The 13,443-nt window shown below is 66.3% G+C and carries 12 protein-coding genes; 5 read left to right on the forward strand and 7 right to left on the reverse strand.

Features of this window, described 5'->3' with window-relative positions; translation table 11 throughout:
- Positions 1–283: 283 nt before the first annotated feature.
- The 5 genes from CJZ78_RS11695 to CJZ78_RS11715 form a co-directional block, all read right to left on the reverse strand.
- Positions 284–1,093 carry an inositol monophosphatase family protein gene (locus CJZ78_RS11695; RefSeq protein ID WP_094561503.1) on the reverse strand — a complete coding sequence of 270 codons (810 nt, stop codon included), beginning with the start codon at positions 1,091–1,093 and terminating at the stop codon, positions 284–286.
- Positions 1,090–2,508, reverse strand: coding sequence for a BCD family MFS transporter (locus tag CJZ78_RS11700; RefSeq protein WP_233128763.1), 1,419 nt, complete (start codon positions 2,506–2,508; stop codon positions 1,090–1,092). The genes CJZ78_RS11695 and CJZ78_RS11700 overlap by 4 nt, the downstream gene beginning before the upstream one ends.
- Positions 2,509–2,512: 4 nt before the next feature.
- Positions 2,513–4,159 carry a TolC family protein gene (locus CJZ78_RS11705; protein ID WP_094561537.1) on the reverse strand — a complete coding sequence of 549 codons (1,647 nt, stop codon included), beginning with the start codon at positions 4,157–4,159 and terminating at the stop codon, positions 2,513–2,515.
- A 77-nt stretch (positions 4,160–4,236) separates the two neighbouring features.
- Complete coding sequence (locus CJZ78_RS11710; RefSeq protein ID WP_094561504.1) at positions 4,237–5,631, reverse strand: TIGR03279 family radical SAM protein; 1,395 nt, start codon at positions 5,629–5,631, stop codon at positions 4,237–4,239.
- 23 nt (positions 5,632–5,654) lie between these two features.
- Positions 5,655–6,536 (reverse strand): undecaprenyl-diphosphate phosphatase, encoded by an 882-nt coding sequence (locus tag CJZ78_RS11715; protein ID WP_094561505.1) that lies wholly within the window; start codon positions 6,534–6,536, stop codon positions 5,655–5,657.
- 142 nt (positions 6,537–6,678) lie between these two features.
- Between CJZ78_RS11715 and CJZ78_RS11720 the strand changes: the two genes are divergently transcribed.
- The 3 genes from CJZ78_RS11720 (at position 6,679) to nadB (ending at position 9,636) form a co-directional block, all read left to right on the forward strand.
- Positions 6,679–7,398 (forward strand): DUF3120 domain-containing protein, encoded by a 720-nt coding sequence (locus CJZ78_RS11720; RefSeq protein WP_369802064.1) that lies wholly within the window; start codon positions 6,679–6,681, stop codon positions 7,396–7,398.
- Between the two features lie 111 nt (positions 7,399–7,509).
- Positions 7,510–7,887: a photosystem II complex extrinsic protein PsbU gene (psbU, locus tag CJZ78_RS11725; protein ID WP_094561507.1), complete on the forward strand. Its 378-nt coding sequence runs from the start codon at positions 7,510–7,512 to the stop codon at positions 7,885–7,887.
- Between the two features lie 72 nt (positions 7,888–7,959).
- Entirely contained in the window at positions 7,960–9,636 is a 1,677-nt protein-coding gene (gene nadB, locus CJZ78_RS11730; RefSeq protein ID WP_233128765.1) for an L-aspartate oxidase, read from the forward strand.
- Between the two features lie 6 nt (positions 9,637–9,642).
- Here the strand turns inward: nadB and CJZ78_RS11735 are convergent, their stop codons facing one another.
- Complete coding sequence (locus tag CJZ78_RS11735) at positions 9,643–10,569, reverse strand: vitamin K epoxide reductase family protein (protein ID WP_233128766.1); 927 nt, start codon at positions 10,567–10,569, stop codon at positions 9,643–9,645.
- Positions 10,570–10,674: 105 nt separating this feature from the next.
- Between CJZ78_RS11735 and rimO the strand changes: the two genes are divergently transcribed.
- Complete coding sequence (rimO, locus tag CJZ78_RS11740) at positions 10,675–12,051, forward strand: 30S ribosomal protein S12 methylthiotransferase RimO (RefSeq protein WP_233128767.1); 1,377 nt, start codon at positions 10,675–10,677, stop codon at positions 12,049–12,051.
- Positions 12,048–13,271, forward strand: a complete 1,224-nt coding sequence (locus tag CJZ78_RS11745; protein WP_094561509.1) for an MFS transporter — start codon at positions 12,048–12,050, stop codon at positions 13,269–13,271. Before rimO ends, CJZ78_RS11745 begins: the two co-directional genes overlap by 4 nt.
- Here CJZ78_RS11745 and CJZ78_RS11750 read toward each other — a convergent pair.
- Positions 13,258–13,350, reverse strand: a complete 93-nt coding sequence (locus CJZ78_RS11750; RefSeq protein WP_094561510.1) for a cytochrome B6 — start codon at positions 13,348–13,350, stop codon at positions 13,258–13,260. The two genes, CJZ78_RS11745 and CJZ78_RS11750, sit on opposite strands and share 14 nt — an antisense overlap.
- Positions 13,351–13,443: the final 93 nt, after the last annotated feature.

Below are 13,443 nucleotides of genomic sequence, written 5' to 3' on the forward strand. Positions count from 1 at the left end.
TCGGCTCTTCCACTGGCTCCAACACCCTCCCTCTCAGGCGGTGCAGGCTCCCAGCTTCGGCATGACGCAGTGAAAGCGTCAGTTCCTAAACTTTTCGATTGTCCAGGTGCTTCCGCTTCCTCCCCCTCTCGGGAGCTCTAGGCGGAACGTCGCCTCCTGGCGACTCAGAAAACTTACAACACCGTCGGCTCTCGCCTCCTTCTGCCATAAGCCTGCTCGCTTTCGGGTTTCCCCTTGCGCGCAGTCCAACAACATAACACCCCCTCTGACCGCTGAGCAAGGATCAGGCCACAAGCGCCTCGGCCCACGGCATGAAACGGGCAAGGGTGTCCGGTCGATCGGCCGCCAGCACAGGGAAGTCGGCCGTTGAGAGATCGGACCCGGCGGCGATGGCCTCCGGCGATCGCACCAACCAACGGATCGGACAGCCGAGCTCGCTGAGCACCAACCAGGCGGCGGCCAGATCCCAAATCTTGGGAGTCGCCTCCAGGGCCGACACCGTCTGGCCCATGGCCACACTCACCAGATTGAGGCTGGCCACGCCGAGCAGGCGGATCTTGCCGGGGAAGCGTTGGTTGGGCAGTTTCTGCAACACCCCGATCGAGCGGCTGCACAGCGACGCACAACCGGCGGGGTGGCTCTGCCGGGACGGAGGCTGGAGCAAGCGGCAATTGCGCCAGGCTCCCTGACCACGGATGGCCACGATGCGTTGGCGCAGCGGCGGCACATCCAGCACCGCCAGCACCGGGATACCACCCTCAAAACGTGCCAGGGAGATGGCCCAATAGGGGATGCCGGCGGCAAAATTCGTGGTGCCATCGAGCGGATCCACCACCCAGTAAGCATCGCTCCCTGGCACGGTTTTGTCCCCTTCTTCGCTGAGGACTCCCTCGCCGGGATACAGCTGGGCCAATCCCTCCACCAGGGTGGCGTCACTCCAGCGGTCGCAGGCGGTGATCAGGCTGCCATCCGCTTTGAGATCGGAGGCCATGTGGCCAAAATCGGCGCGTTGGCGCTCGGCCACCCGATCGAGCAGGGCGTCCAGACCAGGACTGAGATGCGGGGCCGGGAGGGTGGTGGGATCAGCGTTCATCCGAGCTCGAGGGCCAGCACCTTGCTGAGGCTCCTCCCCGTATCCTCCCTGAACTGACGCAGGTTGACGCGGCTCAGCAACAGCAAAGCCGCAAAAGCCACAGCCGCCTCCGCACTGAACACGAGCGCGTAGGGGGCATAGGTGGAGGCTGGCAGGTCGAAGACCTGTTGCAGCGCCCGAGCCAGATCGAACAAACCACCCCCCACCACCTTGCCGAGGGCCCTGGAGAGGGCCTGGGCCAATCCCCAGACGCCCACAAAGGTGCCCGCCGCTTCCGGCAGGGTGAGATCCAGCATCAGCACCAGGGCGCTGTTGGTGCCGATGCCCGCCGCCAGACCAAACAGCAGCATCACCAGCTGAAGCACGGGCACCCGACCCACTAAACCAGCAAGGGCCAGAAGCACGAGGCTGGCGAGAATCAGCTGACAGCCCAGCCGGGCTGTGGCCAACTTGCCAAGCCTTGGCACGATCCAGAGGCCGGCGAGCAACAGGCCCACCAGCGTGCCCATGCCCCAGAACGCATTGAGGGAGGCCGTGGCGGCTATCGGCATGCCAAACACGTCGGCGCCATAACTTTCCAGGATGGGGTCCTGGAGAAACAGCGCCAGGGTGAACAGCACCAGAAAGGAGAAAAACACCAGCACCTGACGGCTGGACGTGATCAGAGCCCAGGTCTGGGCGAGGGTGATGGCGTCATCGCGGCGCTCGCTAGCCAAACCAGACGGGTCCCTGACGCCACCGGGCTCCAGCCCCAAGGTGGCGACCACCGTGAGGGCCAGCACCACCACCACCACCTTGGCCATGAATCCCAGCAACACAGGCTCCAGAAGGGCTGGATCGGTGATGCCATCCAGCCCGCGCAGGTTGAGGCTGATGGCGATCGCGCCGATGACGATGCCCACCGTGAGCAGGCACCAGATGATGCCCACCGCCCGGGGCCGCTCCACTTCGCTGGTGCGATCGATCACCAGGGCGAGGTAGGGGGTGGTGGCCAGAGAAATGGCCAACCCATAGCAGGCAAACAGCCCGCACAGGCCAGCGATCCCAAGGCCCAACTCCGGCTGGGAGGCGCTGTCCAGCAAGCGACCCACATGAAAGATCAGAGGGATCGACAGCACGGCCAGTCCACAGAACAGCGCCGTACCCAGCCAGATGTAGGGCGTGCGATGGCGGCCCCCAACCGGATGGGCATCCGAGATCTGACCAAACAGCACCCGGGATGGGGCAACAAACTGCTCAAAAGCCAGAGCGCCTCCAACCAGCAGGCCAGGAAAGCCGAGCTCACTCAGCATCACCCGGTTCAGCAGGCCAGCAAAAACAACGGCCAAACAGCCAAGGCAGCCCTGAAACAGCCCCAGACGCAGGGTATTGGCCAGGCCCAGAGTCGGGTGCTGACCAGCCAAAGTGGCGCTCACCGGCTCAAACCGCTCCTTGGGAGGCAGCCTGACAGGCCGGGATCAAGGGAGTGGGTTCCACGGGCACATCGGAAGCACCGACTGGCTTCGCAGCAGGGAGAGACTGGGGCGTACAGCTGGCCACCTGATCGAGACCAGTTCGGCGACGCAGCTCTGCCAAGCGCTTGTTGTAGTCGGTGATGGCATTGGAGTAGCGCACCTCGGCTTGGGTGAGATCACGCTGGTTGTCCACCACCTCCCGTTGGGTGGTGACACCGGCCTGGAAGCGCAGACGGGCCAAGCGCAGCGATTCCCGGGCTGAGATCACTTCCCGGGAGGTGGTGACGATGTTGCGGTTGTTCTTTTCGAGCTCGTAGAAGCTGGTTTCCACCTCTTGACGGATGCCGTCACGGCGCTGGGCAAAGCGGAAGGTGTTCTCCTGCGCGAGCTGCTTGTTCTGCCGCGACTGGGCTACGGCGGCACCGCCGTCAAAGAGCCGCCAGCTCAGGTTGAGCCCGAGGGCCGTTTCGTAATTTGCGCCATCTGCGCCGGGCTGAGCCGTGACAACGGACTCGTTGCCGTTGAAGACATTCCCGGTGAAGCCGGCAAAAATATTGAGAAATGGCTGAACGGCTCCCAGGGCCGCATTAGCCTGGCTGTTGGCGATTGAGATGTCGAGCAGGGCCTGATCGAGCTCTTCGCGGAAGGTGTAGGCCGCGATGATGCTCTCCTGCAAGGAGGGCTGCCAGACCCCGAACACCCGGGCTGGATCCTTGGCGGTTGGGGTGACGTTCTGGGGCAGGTCCAACAGGGCCGCCAGCGTGCGGCGCGCAATCGCCTGGGCCGCCAGGGAGTTGGTGAGCAACTGCTGGTCGCGGGAGAGCTGGGTTTCGGCCTCCAGCACCTCCAACTTGGTGGCTACCCCGGCCTGGAAGCGGGCCTTAGCATCCCGCAGGCTCACGATCGAAGCCCGCACCGACTCCTGGCCGATCCGCACCTGATCATCGGCCTGCTGCAGATCGAAGTAGATGGACGCCGTCTGCAGTCGCAGATCCCTCAGAGCGATCACGTATTGGAACTTGGCCTTTTCAAACTGATCACGGGCCGCCGCGATCGTGGGGACCCGCTGGGGATTGATCAGGGACCACTGGGCCGTCAGAGCGGCACCGAGGGACCAGCGTTCCGTTGCTGAAATCGATGTGGTGCCGTTGGCAGCATCCGAACGCGCCTGACCGGTGGTGAAGGTCGGCAGCGAGTTGGCTTGCAAGTTGAGGTTGGGATACCACTGAGCAATTTGGGCCCGCAGGTTGCTCTGGGCCTGATCCACCTGGCTGGCGATCGCCTTGAGATTGGGGTTGTTCACCTCTGCCAGATTTTCGACCTCCAGCAAACCAAGGGGCCGCAACTCGAGGATTCGCACCTGCTCCGGCTTGACCGGCAGGGCCAAGGAGGCTGGAGCTGGAAGGTTGTTCAGGCCAGGAGCCAGCTGGGTGGCTGCCGGCGTCACCAGGGTGGGATTGACTTTGGGGCGGTACCCCCGCACTTGGGTGGGGCTACCGCCCCGAGGCGTTTCAGGGGCGAGGGGCAACGGCGGAGGCATTGGCAAGCCAGCCTCCGCCTGAGACGGGGGTGAAGCAGCTGAATCCTGGGCCTCAGCGGCAAGCGCCACCATCGGAGCCCCCAGCAGGCCGATGAGCGCGAGTCGAGAGATGGATTTGGACACGCCTGATACAGCCTGATGGCCAGATCTTAATGAGATCGAAAATTCTCATCGAAGCAGGAGGCCACAAGGTCGTCTGCCCCCCCCAGCAGCCGGATGGGCACAGGCAGTTGGCGCTCCAGCTCAACCAGGGTGAGGTCGTCCAGGAAGACTGGCTCCCCCTGGCGCAGCATCACGGCCGGCAGCAGCAGGGCCTCGCCCAGATCGCGACCCGACAGGCCTGCCAGCAGATCCGAACCCGTCAACAGGCCCGTCACCACCTGCTCCTGGCCCCAATAGGGGCTGGGTAGGCCCTGCAGGATCAACTCCAGGCCGTCCACAGCATTCAGCCGTGCCACCACAGGCTCGAGCGCTTTGGCCACCAACTGGCCCACCACCCAGCTGAGGCGCCGCGGCCGGGGCAAGGCCTGGGGCAGGTTTTGGGTGGCCTCATCAAGCGCTTCCAGAAAGGCGCGAATGCTGCCCACACCGTTTTCCTGTTGGGGCAAATCCTCATACTCCGCCCGGGGCGGTAGGGGCAGGCCGGCCATCAGGTACCACTCATCCGACAACCAGGCAAAACGGCTGCCCAGGTCTTGCTGGAACTGTTGCTGCAGGGGTTCCACAAGGGCGATCACCTGGCGCGCGGCGTGGCGATTAACAGGCACCAACGCATCCCCATCGGGACGAAAGCGGGTGAGGCCCACCGGCACCACCGCCACCGAGAGCACCGCGGGCCACTCCCCAGCGGCGAACGCGGCCAGATCGTGCAGGGTCTGCTGCAACGCCGGGCCGTCGTTGATCCCAGGGCACACCACCACCTGGGCGTGGATCTGCAGATCCCGCTGGGCAAACCAGCCCAACTGCTCGAGCAGCAGGCCAGCCCGTGGATTCACCAGCAAGCGGCTGCGCAACTCCGGCTCGGTGGCATGCACCGAAACAAACAAGGGGGAGAGCCGCTGCTCCTCAATGCGCTGCCAGTCGGCGGCGGTGAGGTTGGTGAGCGTCAGATAGGAGCCGTAAAGAAAACTGAGGCGATAGTCGTCGTCTTTGAGGTAGAGGCTGCTGCGGCGCCCTGGCGGCTGCTGATCGATGAAACAGAAGGGGCAGGCGTTGTTGCACTGCTTGAGCCCGTCGAACAGGGCCTCGGTGAAGCCCAGGCCCAGGCCTTCGTCGAGATCCTTCTCCAGCTCCACCGTGTGGCGGGTGCCATCGGAATCTTCCACCTCGAGGGTGAGCTCCTCCTCACCCACCAGAAACTGCAGGTCGATCAGATCCCGCGGGCGTTTGCCGTTGATGCTGAGCAGCCGATCGCCGGGCTGAAAGCCGAGCTCTTCACCGATGGAGCCTGGCTCCACCGTGGCCACCACGGCTGGGGCCGGCAACCGGGGGGACGTGCCATCGAGGGCAGCCAGGGCAATCCCCGCAGAGGGCTCATTCCACACGGCGGGAGGTGGTACGCAAAGAACTAGCCATTTACTCTGGCGCCCAACCAGATCAGGATGGCAACGCCGAACAGCAGCCGGTAGATCACAAACACCCAGGTGCTGTGGTGCTGCAGGAAACGCAGCAACCAGGCAATCGCGACCCACGACACCACCGCCGCGGCCGCGATTCCCACCAGCATGGGCACCACGCCGCCGCCGGAGGGGGCACTGAAGGCCTCCTTTAACGACACCAGTCCGGCCAGGGTGATCGCCGGAATGCCCAACAAGAAGGAGAAGCGGGCCGCCGCCTGGCGCTGCCAGCTGTCGAAGAGAGCAGCGGTGAGGGTGCTGCCGGAGCGGGAGACGCCGGGTACGAGCGCCAGGGTCTGGGCCAGACCCACCCACAGACCATCACGGGGCTGCACGTCGTCGAGCTGCCGGCGGCGGCTGCCCACCCATTCAGCCCAGGCCAACAACAGGGCCATCACGATGGACACGACCGCGATCGAACCCATGCTGCGCAGCGGCGAGTTGTCGTAACCCGGCACCCAGAGCTTCAAAGCCAGACCCGCCAACACGATCGGCACGGTGCCCAGGGCGATGGCAACCCCCATGCGGGCGGAGGGATCGCTCCATTGGCCATAGCGGAAGGCCCTGGCCACCCCGCGCAGCACCTCAGCCAGGTCGGCACGGAAATAGCCGAGCACCGCCGCAATGCTGCCCAGTTGGATCACGGCAGTCACCGCCACCCCTGGATCCCCCCAGCCCAGCAGCACCGGCACCACCTTGAGATGGGCCGTGCTGCTGATCGGCAAAAACTCCGTCAGCCCCTGCACCACGCCGAGGATGAGCGATCGAAAGCAGGCTTCCCAAATCCCGATGATCGGGGGGGTCAGATCCGGAAGAACGGCAAACAGGGCCATGCGGTGCCGGGCAAACTCGGCCGACCCTATGGCCGGAGCCCCCGCTCGACCCCTTAAGGTTGGACAACTTTCTTTACATCCCTTGGTGGTCGGGGTCCGTCCCAGCGCACAGTCTCCGGCTCTGGGCCAACCGCTTGCCGCGGTGGGCAACGGGTTTTTGGCGTCGACGCCATGGGCCAGCAATGGCGCCTGGGCGTGGCTCCAGGCGGCTCAGAACCCTGGACTGATCCTGATCAGCGGCGTGTTGGTCACCCTGCCGGTGTTCCTGCAGGCCCCTTGGGTGCGGCTGGCCCCCTTCAGCGCTGCGCTGTTCACCGTGCCGCTGCTGGCTTTTGCCCTGGCGCTGGCCCACCACCCCAACCCCCGGATCCGCCGCAGCGGCGAGCTGCTGGTGGGGTTCTGCGGCAGCTGGCTGGGGGGGTGTCTGTTCTGGGGCTGGGTTCGGTTGCATCCCCTTTGGCATCTGCCGATTGAGGCCTTCGCTCTGCCGCTGGCCCTTGCGGGGCTGCAGGGACGCTGGAAGTTGGCCTGCGGCTTTTATCTGGGCTCCCTGATGGGGACGGCCTTCACAGATGCCGCCATGGCGGCCACAGGCGTGATGCCCTTTTGGCCCCAGGTGCTGAGTGCCAGCCCTGCGGATGCTCCGCTGCTGCTGCAGGCCGCCGCCCAGCAGGTGCTGGCTCCCCTGCCCCTGGCCCTGGTGTTGCTCTGCGGGGCGCTGTTGCTGCAGGCCTGCCGCTGGCTCTGGCAGCGGGGGCCGGTGGGGCGCATCACCGCCTCCGCCCTGGCCACCACCCTCGCAGTAGACGCCCTGTTTCTGCTGGCGGCCCTACTGGCGCCCAACCTGAGCGGGCTGATCTGAAGATCTGCAAAATCCTGGGGCAGCCAGCCCAGGGATCCAGTCTCAGCTCTGTAACGTTGAACTCTGGTGGCTTCGACCACCTCCCGTCCCGTAGTTCAACGGAGTGTCGTGATGAAACGGCTGGTTGCCTGGCTGATGAGTGGGGTGGTGCTGGCCGGCCTCCTGATCACGTTGTTGATTCCCCCCGCCGCCTATGCCGCCGACCGGCGCAACCTGGCCGACGACAAAATCGCCGAGCGGGCCGGCAAGGTGGACCTCAACAATTGCTCCGTCCGTCGCTTCCAGGATTATCCCGGCATGTATCCCACCCTGGCCGGCAAGATCGTCCTGGGTGGTCCCTATCAGAGCGTCGATGATGTGCTCAGCCTGGATCTGACCGACCGTCAGAAGGAACTGTTCAACAAGTACAAGGACAACTTCACCGTCACTGAGGCATCGATTGCCCTCAACGAGGGCGACGACCGCATCAACGATGGCCAATACCGCTGAGCCCTAAGCTGACTGCCACCTTGAAAGCCGTCGGGGCCTTCCGGCGGCTTTTTTAGTGCCGGTCCTTGCCGGATGCCTTCAGCCGCCATGGCAGAGCAGTTCTGGGATGTGGTGGTGGTTGGCAGCGGAGCTGCCGGCCTGATGGCCTGCCTGGAGTTGCCCAGCCATCTACGCGTTCTGCTGCTGAGCAAAGACAGCGATCCCGGTAGCACCCCCCGATCGGCCAGTCGCTGGGCCCAGGGGGGCATCGCCGCCGTGACCCGGCCCAACGACAGCTTCGCCAGCCACATCGCCGACACCCTGAGTGCCGGCGCCGGCCTGTGCGACCGGGCGGCCGTGGAACTGCTGGTGCATGAGGCTCCTGCCTGCGTGGAGCGCCTGCTCCAACTGGGGATGGCCTTTGACCGCGACGGCGATGGCCTCAGCACCACCCTCGAAGCCGCCCACAGTCACCGGCGCGTGCTGCATGCCCAGGACCGCACCGGCGGCGCCCTGGTGGATGCCCTAGAGCGGGAGGTGCTGAGGCAGCCCCTGCTCGAGCAGCGCAAGGGTGTGGTGGCGCTACAGCTCTGGATGGAGCACGGCCGCTGCGTGGGCCTGCAGGTGCTCGAAGGCAACAGGATCCACTGGCTGGGGGCGCGGGCCGTGGTGCTGGCCACCGGGGGAGGCGGCCACCTGTTTGCCCACACCACTAACCCGAACCTGGCCAGCGGCGATGGGGTGGTGATGGCCTGGCAGGCAGGAGCGGTGGTGCGCGATCTGGAATTCGTGCAATTCCATCCAACAGCCCTGATGCTGCCGGGAGCCCCCCATTTTCTGATCTCCGAAGCCGTGCGCGGTGAAGGGGCCCACCTAGTGGATGGGGCGGGCAACAGCCCTGTGGATGGCCTGCCGGGCGGTGATCTGGCCCCCCGGGACGCCGTCAGCCGAGCCCTGGCCCGGCGCATGCGGGCGCTGGGCGTGGACCATCTCTGGCTGGATTTGCGGCCCGTGGGCGTCTCCCGACTGGAGCAGCAGTTCCCCACAATCCTGGGGCGCTGCCGCGAACTGGGGCTCGACCCCACCCGCGCACCAATCCCCGTGGCGCCCGCCGCCCACTACTGGATGGGGGGCATCTGGACGGATCTGCACGCCGCCACCAGCCTGCCCGGGCTCTACGCCGTGGGGGAGGTGGCCTGCACCGGCGTACATGGCGCCAACCGCCTGGCCAGCAACTCCCTGATGGAGTGCCTGGTGTTTGCCCGGCAATTGCGAACCATCCACCTGCCGCCGGCACCAGACCAGCCCCGCCCAACCCAACACGACACCAGCGGGGAACAGGATCTGCCCGAGATGGCCGGGCTGGGCCTACCCCAGCTGGGGGCCTTGGAAGCCCAAATCAGCGCCCTACGGGACCTGTGCTGGCAGGTGGCGGGCGTCGAACGCAGTGCCCACGCCTTGGCGCCTGCCCTCTTGAACGTGCGCTGCCAGCGCCAGCAACTGGAAGCCGGCCCTGCCTGGCAGCAACTCCAAGCGCTCACGCCTGGCCACTCCCTTCAGCTCGCCGCCGCCGACCTGCCAGCCCTGAAACGGTTGCAGGAGTTGCATCAGCGCCTGGTGCTGGCCGGGCTCTTGGTCGAAGCCGCCCTCTTTCGCAGCGAGAGCCGCGGCGGGCACCACCGCACCGATGCCCCCGCAGCCCAGCCCTTCTGGCAGCGCCACACCGACCAGCGACAACACCAACCGCCCTCCACGTCGCCCCTGCTCTGAGCGGGGTTAGGGCACCCGCCCGGGGTATCCAGAGAGCTGGGCCAGCTGGGCCAACGACTTCACACCGGAATCGAGCTTGCCGTTGATCTCCCAGCTGGGGAAACCCTCGATGTTCTTGGTGTCGCAGAGGGCTTTCTGGCTGTTCTGACCATCAGCGGCACATTCCACCAAGGTGAGCTTGGCAGCGGCCTCCTTGCCGAAAAGCTCCTTCTGCTCGTGGCAATGGGGACACCAATAGGCCGTGTACATCACGGCACCGATGCGGGTGAGATGGTCGGCCAAGCCGATCGCCTCGGGGCTGCTGGCGGTCTCCACGACAGGGGGCACGCCGGCGCCCTGCACCGCCGCGGGACGATCCACCGAGGCAGCCCAGCCCAGGCCGAGCATCGCCACCAGCAGGGCCACAATCACAGCCCGGAACACCACCTGGCCGCGGTCGTCCCATTCACCGCCCACCAGGCTGATCACAAACAGCGCCAGGCTCAGCGTGGCCGACAGCACGCAGAAGAAACAGAAGGCCTGGATCTTCACCACCATCAGCCCCATCAACAGCAGGCTGAACACCGCCATGCCCGTGCTCAGCAGCAGCAGCCCCCACCAGCTGCGCTGGGCCAGGGCGGCGCGGGAATCACCGCGGAGCACCAGCGGCAACACCGCCAGCACCAGCACGGCCACGTAGGCCAGGCAACCAAACAGGGAGAGGGGCTGGCCCAGCAGGCTGCCCCAGGCGCTGTTCAGCACCTTGTCGCAGCCTTCGGCCCCACCGGGACAACTCAGCGGGCCGAGCAGCCCCCAGCGCTTGAGGGTGATGGCACCGGTGTCGATGGCGCCGATGGTGGCCAGGACAGCCATGGCCACCCGGGCCCAGCGACGGGCCGGATCGCTGCGGCGCCGGGTGGAATTGAGGCGCTGGCTGAGGCGGGTGGTGGTCACGGCAACGGCTGCATTAACAGCATTCTCGCAGCCCCATCCGCCCACGCCCCCATAGGGTGGAAGGTCGGCTGCCCGGGCCGCTGGGGTCAGATGGATCAGCAAATGATGAGCAAAAAGACCGTTGCCTTCGCCCACCTGGGCTGCGAGAAGAACCGGGTGGATACCGAGCACATGCTCGGTCTTCTGGCCGAGGCCGGCTACGGGGTGAGTGCTGATGAAACCGACGCCACCGTGGTGGTGGTGAACACCTGCAGCTTCATCCAGGAGGCGCGTGAGGAGTCGGTGCGCACCCTGGTGGAGCTGGCAGAGCAAGGCAAGGAGCTGATCATCGCCGGATGCCTGGCCCAGCACTTCCAGGAGGAGCTGCTCGAATCGCTGCCCGAGGCCAAGGCGATCGTGGGCACCGGCGACTACCAGCACATCGTTTCGGTGCTGGAGCGGGTGGAAGCTGGCGAACGGGTGAATCAGGTGAGCGCCAAGCCCACCTTCGTGGGCGACGAGCACCTGCCCCGCTACCGCACCACCAGTGAGGCGGTGGCCTACCTGAAGGTGGCGGAGGGCTGCGACTACCGCTGCGCCTTCTGCATCATTCCCCACCTGCGCGGCGACCAGCGCTCCAGGCCGAGCGAGAGCATCGTGGCCGAGGCCCAAGCCCTCGCGGCCCAGGGCGTGCAGGAACTGGTGCTGATCAGCCAGATCACCACCAATTACGGCCTCGATCTCTACGGCAAGCCCCAGCTGGCTGAGCTGCTGCGGGCGCTAGCAAAGGTGGAGATCCCCTGGATCCGGGTGCACTACGCCTACCCCACCGGCCTCACACCGGAGGTGCTGGCGGCCTACCGCGAGGTGCCCAACGTGCTGCCGTATCTAGATCTGCCGCTGCAGCACAGCCACCCGGAGGTGCTGCGGGCGATGAACCGCCCCTGGCAGGCCGAAGTGACCGGCGGCGTGCTGCGCCGCATCCGCGAGCAGCTGCCCGAGGCGGTGCTGCGCACCACCTTCATCGTGGGCTTCCCCGGCGAAACGGAGGAACAGTTCCAGCACCTGCTGGATTTCGTGGCCGAGCAGCAGTTCGACCACGTGGGTGTGTTCACCTTCTCAGCTGAAGAGGGGACACCCGCAGCCGAGCTCCCGGATCAGGTGCCCGCCGAGGTGGCCCAGGAGCGCAAAGACCGCCTGATGGCCCTGCAGCAACCCATCGCCGCCGCACGCAATGCCGCCTGGGTGGGCCGCATCGTGGATGTGCTGATTGAGCAGGAGAACCCCAGCACCGGTGAAATGATCGGGCGCTGCGCCCGCTACGCCCCCGAGGTGGATGGCGAGGTGCGGGTGTTTCCCGGCGAAGGCGGCCTCTGCGCCTCTCCAGGCACACTCGTGCCGGTGCGGCTCACCGCCGCCGACACCTACGACCTGATCGGTGAGGTGGTGGGTGCCCGGGCGATGGTGGATGAAGCCCAGGCCTCGCTGCGGGGCGGCGCTTGAGATGGCGTGAGCATCAACGCACCACCTTTCTGGTGGCGTCGGGGCTGAGTACAGCCGGATCGTTTGCTGGTCTCACCGCCAAGGGCTGGATCCTGATGGACGGCAGCGGCAACCCGATGGTGCTGGCCCTGCATTTCGCGGCCCTGGCCATGCCGACATTGCTGGTCAGTGGCCCGGCCGGCGTGGTCACCGACCGACTGGGCTGCGAAACCGTGCTGATCCGCTCCCAGTGGGGGCTGTTCGGGGCCGGCATGCTCGGCGCCATTGCCATTCCCCTCAGCGATGGGGCCCTGCAGATCAGCCTGCTGCTGCTCAGCACCTTGCTGGTGGGCGTTGCCAGCGCCTACGAGCTCACCGCCCGCAACAAATACTGCGCCCTACTGGTGGACGGTCCTGGCCAGTTGGCGCCCTACATCACCAGCTTTTCGGTGGTGTTCAACGTGGGCAAGCTGGTGGGCCCGCCCCTGGGGGGCTGGCTGCTGGCCTGGACGGGGGCGGGACCGGCGCTGGCGATCGATGCCGCCACCTACCTGCTGCCCATCGCTTCAGTGCTGTGGCTGATCAAGCCCAACCGAACCCAGGAGCACCGCAGCGTCGCCGGTGCTGGCAGCAGCCTCAGGGCCGCCTGGACAGGCAGTGGGCCGGTACTGCGGCACGTGTTGCGCTACACGGCGCTGGCCTGCCTGGTGGGATTTTTTCACCCAGGCCTGGCGCCGCTGATGGCCCGGGATCTCCTGGGTCCATCCCCCCAGGCCCTGGGCCTGTTCACCAGCGTGCTGGCCGCCGGCAGCATCAGCGGCGGACTCGTGCTGCAACGGCACAGCCGCTGGCTGAGTCAGCGGCCGGCCCTGCTACTGGGCAGCTGCACGGTGGTAACGGCCGCCGCCCAGCTGGCCATGGCCCGCTTCAGCCAACCAGCCACCAGCAGCCTGGGGCTGGTGGCCACCTTTGCGATCGGAGCCGGCACCGCCTGCCTGCTGTCGGGGGTGAACCTGATCAGCCAGGTGGGGGCACCCATGGCGATCAGAGGCCGCATGGCGGGGCTGGGCCAGATCGCCTTCCTCGGCGGTGGCGGGCTGAGTGGATTGCTGGCGGCCACCCTGAGCCTCACGCTGGGCCTGCGCGGCACGTTTGCCCTACTGGGAACAGCCGGGCTGGTGGTCGGCTTGATCGAACTGCGCCAGCGGGGCCGATTGCGGCTGGAACTCAGATCAGCTTGATGCCGCGCAGCACGATCGAGGCGGCGATGGCCACGGCCAAACCACCACCAACGAGGCCCAGATAGATCGCGACACCCATGGCTGCCCTGTCAAAGGTTCAGCCATTACAGCAGAAAGCGGGCACCATCAGCCCTTCCGTGAACCACCTAGGCTTGACTCCATTCGAGACGCA

It is taken from the genome of Synechococcus sp. 8F6 (assembly GCF_002252665.1).
GTDB lineage: Bacteria > Cyanobacteriota > Cyanobacteriia > PCC-6307 > Cyanobiaceae > Cyanobium_A.